Here is a 6,199-nt window from a genome sequence, read left to right as displayed (position 1 = left end):
TAAATCGATTAACAATACCATCTTCGGGTGTTCGCCACGGGTGGACTTACTGCTGTAATTTACTGCTCGCACATAACGTTCATCCAGATGCTCCATACCGGCCAGTTGCACGCCGGGTAATGCATCCAGATAGTGCTTGGTTTCAACGATGGCGGGTACCGCTGTTCGCATGTCAGCACCAAAAAACTCCAGGCATACGGTGCGAATGTGTTTCGGCATGCGATGCAATATGAAAACTGCTGAAGTAATAAGGCCGTCACAACCTTCTTTTTGAACGCCTGGAAGTCCACCTAAAAATTTGTTGGTAACGTCTTTGCCGAGACCTTGTTTGCGTAATTCCTTGCCGGGAATACGTAGCGTGACAGGATCCTGTAAAAGTGTTTTACCGTCTGGTTGATAGTAACTAACACGAAATTCGGCAAGATCCTGTTCGTGGATTTTGCCAAGGTTGTGATTGAGGCGCTCCACTTCCAGCCAGTTAGCGTCCGGCGTAACCATGCGCCAGGAAACCAGGTTATCCAGCGTGGTTCCCCAGAGCACTGCTTTTTTGCCACCGGCATTCATCGCGATATTACCACCAATGCAGGAAGCATCCTGGGATGTGGGATCAACCGCAAATACATAGCCGTTCGCTTCTGCCTGTTCTGCGACGCGCCGTGTCACAACACCGGCACCGACCTGGATGGTGGCGACTTCTTGCGTGACCCCCTCCAGCTTAGTCAGTTGTACAGCGCCAATGCTGTCCAGCTTCTCTGTATTAATGACGGCGCAGTTGTCGGTAAGTGGTACTGCGCCTCCGGTGTAACCGGTACCACCACCCCGCGGAATAATTGCGATATCCATTTCCACGCAGGCTTGTACCACCTTAATCATTTCTGGCTCAGTGTCCGGGGTGATTACTACGAAGGGAAATTCAACCCGCCAGTCAGATGCATCGGTTACGTGGGAAACGCGGGCGTGGCCATCGAAATGAATATTGTCTTTACTGGTTACGCGCGATAAGCGACGTATCACGGAATCGCGTAATTGTTTTTGTCGTGGGAAGAATGCTTCAAAGTCTCTCACAGCTTTTCGGCAAGCGTCGGCCAGAATCAGGGCGTTTTGATTGCCATCCGCGCGGGCGACAACCTGGTCCAGGCGGTGGTGCAATGCATGAGTCAGGGAGGCATGACGTTTTGGATTTGCCAGTAAATCATCCTGGATATAGGGATTGCGGGTTATAACCCACATATCGCCCAGTACTTCGAAAATCATGCGCGCTGATCGGCCGGTACGACGCGAAGAACGCAGTTCGTTAATGGTGTCCCAACTGTCTTCACCGAGAAATCGCAACACGATTTCCCTGTCAGTATAGGACGTATAGTTATATGGTATTTCGCGAACGCGCTTCAATGCTGTCAATTAACTTCCTGGATGCTTGTTGGTCAGACTGTTAAAAAATGGCTTGTACCTGTCGTTTGCCGTTTCAATTCACCGATTTTTTATCGTTATGAAGCTGCGATTTTCCTGTTAGAGGTGATTTTAACGCATCCCACCTGGAAGGCTAATAGTACGACAGTAATAGACTTTTCCAAAATCGCAGTAATTTAATCGGGTATTCCAGATTAGCATACAGGGTGTGGGATGATAATGCCTGCTGGTTACAGGTTCATTTCGGCTGGCGTTGCCCAAATCACGAACATATATCGGGCAGCTTTGCCGATCGCCAAAAGTACCACGGTTAATAGTGGATTTAGTTTGAGGTAGCCTGCCGCAGCACAGAGCGGATCGCCGATTATTGGCAACCATGACAGTAACAGCGTCAAACTACCCCAGCGTTGTATACGAGCAATTGCTGATTGATGTTCTTTGCGTAATGCTTTATTGGGAAAACGCCAGGCAAGAAACCGCCCCAACCAATAGGTGGTAAAACCTCCCAACGTGTTACCGGCCGTGGCAATGATTAATAACAGGGCTGGCAAAACCGGCGAATTGGCAACAAGGTATGCCAGTAAGATTTCCGAACTACCAGGCAACAATGTCGCCGATAAAAAAGCGGAACTAAATAACGCCCACAAGCTGATGAGTTCTTCAGACATACACTATTGGATTAGGTGATGGAAAAATTGTTAAATCTTGATACTTACTTAACGAAAGTTAAAAACTATAAATAAAAAAAGCGACAAACAAAAAAAAAGCGACCGAAGTCGCTTTTTAAATTTTGGTTGTTATTATTATTATAACATCAGCGAATTCCTCCACTGATTGAAAAGCAATCTACCTGCTGCTTATCCCTGAGTCAAGACTCTTGTTTATAAATAGTTCAAAAAATCTGCTGGATACATTTGGTGCTATGGTTGGATTAAGTCTAAAACGAATAATGAGAGCGGGATTGAAACTTGACTCGTGATCGAGGCTGGCTAGAGTAGTTAGATAGTTTGACAATGTGTTCGATCTAACTTACTGATATGATGCAGTATTTATAGAGATGCTGTGATGCATAAACCATTTCATGCTATTAATCAACACATTCAGCGGTTTTAAATTTTAAGCATTGATGGCAACTTGCAACAATTAACCCGTGAATTGTATAAAGCGGTGACATTGCATTTTTGATTTATGATTTTCATATTTTAACAAGCTGGTTAGCGTGCAAATTAATATACGCTAATGCATAAAATCATACTTAAGTAAAAAATAATAAGTACCTAGGAATAGATTCATTGTTAGAAAAATTACGTGTAAAACTTGCCAGTGCAGAAGCCTTACCACTTTTGGTGTTGCTGGGTATCATCTGCGGTTTATTTGCAGGTGGAATTATTGTTTTATTACGCTTGTTAATTGAGTCGTTGCAGGTTGAGTTCCTCCCTGAAAGTGATCCGGAAAATTACGAAGCATTATCTTTGTGGGTACGATTCTTATTGCCCCTTGCGGGTGCCTTGTTGATTGGTGCCGTTTTTCATCTGCTTTATAAAGGACCTGTACAGGTGGGTGTCGTCCATGTTTTGGAGCGTTTACAGTATCACCAGGGAAATTTGCCGATACGAAATTTCATCGCGCAATTTATAGGTGCAGCAATTAGCATTGTTTCCGGCCATTCCGTTGGAAGAGAGGGGCCCGGTGTTCACTTGGGCGCGGCTGGCGCCAGTTTTATGGGGCAATGGATGGCGTTGCCTAACAATACCATGCGTATATTGGTAGCATGCGGAGCGGCAGCGTCCATCGCTGCCTCTTTTAATACGCCTATTGCCGGGGTTATATTCGCAATGGAAGTCATCATAATGGAATACACCATTGCTGGCTTTGCCCCCATCATTATGTCAGCCGTCAGTGCCACCGTGCTCACGCAAGCGGTGTTTGGCAAAGAGCCAATATTTACCGTGCAGGCCCTGAAATTATCCAGTTTGACAGAACTATCGTTTCTTTTAGTTATGGGACTGGTTATCGGTGCTCTGGCGGCCCTGTTTATCTGGGTAATGCGGCTAACGACGAACAAGACACAAAAAATTGCGTTCTTCAATCGAATGATCCTGGCCGGATTGGTCACTGGAACCTGCGCGATCTGGGTACCGCAAGTAATGGGAATTGGTTATGACACCGTAAACGCGGCGATTCTTGGTGAAATGGGTATTGGTCTGTTGGTTACAATTGTCCTGGTTAAGCTATTCGCGACGACGGTAAGCCTGGGTTTGGGATTGCCTGCCGGCCTAATTGGTCCGACGATTGTGATAGGCGCGGCTGCTGGAGGAGCAATGGGAAGTGTGGCGCAATCAATGATGCCGGAAGAGGTGGCTTCAGCCGGTTTTTACGCCATGTTGGGAATGGCTGCAATGATGGGGGCGACCCTGCAGGCGCCTTTAGCCGCTTTAATGGCCTTGCTTGAGTTAACAGTCAATACCAATATCATCCTGCCAGGTATGTTGGTGGTAATAGTCGCCGGAATCTCCAGCAGTCATCTGTTTAAACAGGAAAGCGTATTTTTGATGCTATTAAAGGAGCGTGGCCTGGATTTTAAAAGTAATCCAATTGCGCAGGCGCTACGGCGTGTAGGTGTGGCAGGCGAAATGACCCGGTCCTTTCTGCTAACCTCCAATAGCTTGCGGCGCAATGACGCACAATTATTGCTGCAAAAGGAGCCGGAATGGCTGGTGGTCGAAAAAGACAATGTTCCGGTTGCGCTTATGCCAAGTGTGGAGCTGGCACAGTTTATTACTATGAACCAGCAGGATGAAATTGATTTGCTGGAAATACCCGGTCAGCGGTTTGATATTGTGATTATTGGAATACGAGATACGTTGCAACTGGCTTTGGAGCAGATGGATAAACAACATCTGGATGTGCTGTGTGTTGGGCAAATCAATATTGAGCATAAAACTGAGCCAGAAAATCGTGGTTATCAGATCCATGGTATTGTAACCCGGCAAATGATAGAAACTCATTACCGTTATCATTAGATCAGGTTGCTAGACATTCTGCGATAGAGACAACGAACTGATGCATTCGATGCCCTGGATAATATCTTTGCACATCATATTTATGGTGATGTGGTTCGCAGGCCTGTTTTACCTGCCGCGCCTGTTTGTGTACCACGCGACGTGTGATGACGCGCCGGGCGACGCTCGTTTTAAAGTAATGGAGCGTAAACTTTATATCATTACCAACATCGGATTCTATGGCACGTTGGTGTTTGGTTTAATTCTGGTTATGAACTACGCGTGGACTGCATATTCAACCGCGGGATGGTTCTGGATTAAAGCTGCGATGGTGGCAGTGCTTGTTGGATTTCATTTTTACTGTGGACATTTGGTGAAAGTATTTCGCGATGGTAAAAATACTCGTAACCAGAGATTTTACCGGTTGATTAACGAAATCCCGGTGCTGCCCCTGGTGGTCGTGGTGTATTGCGTTATTGCTAAGCCGTTTTGATGGAAGATAAATCCGCCATGTTGGTGTTGCTGTCACAAATACCAACGGCGTACAGCCAACCTTCGGCATCAACCAGTTGTCGTCCCCAGTGATAAAAGAAACTGGAGCGCCAGTTGCTCGCCGCCTGATTGGGTTGATTCGGATAAAGATCGAGTAATTCCAGTCCACGCTTCAAATCGAAGTACATATCAGTGAAGTCATAGGCCAGGCTTTCACACATATGTAATTTCAAATCATACTTGTCGAAGTCTGGCCATATATGTTGATCGCTGAGAAAAAATTCATTCAGACGCATGAATAATTCGCATCGGAAGTCATCATTTTCCAGGTGATGTGAATAGCTGTATTGTTGCGGCGTTTCCAGGAGGACAATAGCTGTATGCAATTTCGGCAACAGTTGCCCCATTTGATTGATCCAGGTCTCGCTGGCGGGGCTGGTTTCCAGAGTATCAATGAGCTGACAGTATTTACGTGCAATGTTAGACATCTCTGTCAGTGAGCTCACTGCATGTGGTTGCTTGACGGGTTCCATTACGTCTTCCATAACAACTAAGTGTAGTCGACAATTTGCTTTTTGTTTATCAGGCGTTTACACCCGTACAAAGGCATTTAATCGTTATTGTTTTTTAACGGGTCTGTATTATTTTATATAAAGTAAATCTATAGATGTGCCGCTATTTTTGAAAACATGAATAAAGTATCACTGAAATGGAATGTTGAATGGGTGTGAAGTTCGGCAAGAAGTGCACAATAAAAGAGTTTTACAGATTTCAAGTAGTTACAGGTGCTACACTTTGTTAAAAGGATGTCGAGTGGCAGGATGATAATTGACGTGAACGGGATTCTTAGGATAAATCAATGAGTATGAATTCCACAGTACCCGTAGTGTTAGTGTTCGCTGGTACCGATCCCAGCGGTGGTGCCGGGGTACAGGCGGATATCGAAACGCTTTCCAGTATGGGTTGTCATGCGGCGCCGGTTATTACGGCGGTGACGGTTCAGGATACTGTAGACGTTAAACGTTATGAATCGATGGATCCAGCACTGGTGGTTGAGCAAGCTCGGGCCATTCTAGAAGATGTGCCGGTAGCATGCATTAAAATTGGCATGTTGGGCAGTGTTGAAATCGTCGAAGTGATTCATACGATATTGCTGGATTATCCCGAGCTTCCGGTAGTGTTTGATCCAGTAGTAGCTGCAGGGGGTGGTAGCATGTTGGCGGATGATGACATCCTTGATGCCATGGTCAATCTGCTGTTTCCCTATGTCACGATTCTTACTCCTAATAGCCAGG

6 protein-coding genes are annotated in these 6,199 nt (G+C 45.8%); 3 read left to right on the top strand and 3 right to left on the bottom strand.

Going from position 1 to position 6,199, the window contains the following annotated elements:
- Together ACWVCM_RS10725 and ACWVCM_RS10720 are read right to left on the bottom strand one after the other, a co-directional pair.
- Positions 1-1,401 (bottom strand): DUF3683 domain-containing protein (locus ACWVCM_RS10725; RefSeq protein ID WP_455201747.1); only part of this gene is annotated, 1,401 nt, incomplete at its 3' end.
- Positions 1,402-1,640: 239 nt separating this feature from the next.
- Positions 1,641-2,078, bottom strand: a complete 438-nt coding sequence (locus tag ACWVCM_RS10720; RefSeq protein WP_455201746.1) for a YqaA family protein — start codon at positions 2,076-2,078, stop codon at positions 1,641-1,643.
- A gap of 624 nt (positions 2,079-2,702) precedes the next feature.
- On the opposite strand from ACWVCM_RS10720, the gene ACWVCM_RS10715 reads away from it, so the two are divergent.
- Both ACWVCM_RS10715 and ACWVCM_RS10710 read left to right on the top strand, forming a co-directional pair.
- The gene (locus ACWVCM_RS10715; RefSeq protein ID WP_455201745.1) at positions 2,703-4,433 is read left to right on the top strand and encodes a chloride channel protein; all 1,731 of its coding nucleotides are present in this window, start codon (positions 2,703-2,705) and stop codon (positions 4,431-4,433) included.
- A gap of 67 nt (positions 4,434-4,500) precedes the next feature.
- The gene (locus ACWVCM_RS10710; RefSeq protein WP_455201744.1) at positions 4,501-4,905 is read left to right on the top strand and encodes a CopD family protein; all 405 of its coding nucleotides are present in this window, start codon (positions 4,501-4,503) and stop codon (positions 4,903-4,905) included.
- Here ACWVCM_RS10710 and ACWVCM_RS10705 read toward each other — a convergent pair.
- On the bottom strand, positions 4,892-5,437 hold the full coding sequence (locus tag ACWVCM_RS10705) for a DUF5063 domain-containing protein (RefSeq protein ID WP_455201743.1): 546 nt from the start codon (positions 5,435-5,437) through the stop codon (positions 4,892-4,894). The two genes, ACWVCM_RS10710 and ACWVCM_RS10705, sit on opposite strands and share 14 nt — an antisense overlap.
- Positions 5,438-5,763: 326 nt before the next feature.
- On the opposite strand from ACWVCM_RS10705, the gene thiD reads away from it, so the two are divergent.
- Positions 5,764-6,199 (top strand): bifunctional hydroxymethylpyrimidine kinase/phosphomethylpyrimidine kinase (gene thiD / locus ACWVCM_RS10700; protein WP_455201742.1); only part of this gene is annotated, 436 nt, incomplete at its 3' end.

The organism is Kaarinaea lacus (assembly GCF_975902315.1).
The sequence above is the reverse complement of the archived record's forward strand: the minus strand, read 5'-3'. Positions and strand labels throughout refer to the sequence as shown.

Bases quoted from the DNA above. Each gene is read 5' to 3' on its own strand.
- ACWVCM_RS10720 (WP_455201746.1), bottom strand. From the start codon at position 2,078: ATGTCTGAAGAACTCATCAGCTTGTGGGCGTTATTTAGTTCCGCTTTT.
- ACWVCM_RS10705 (WP_455201743.1), bottom strand. From the start codon at position 5,437: ATGGAACCCGTCAAGCAACCACATGCAGTGAGCTCACTGACAGAGATG.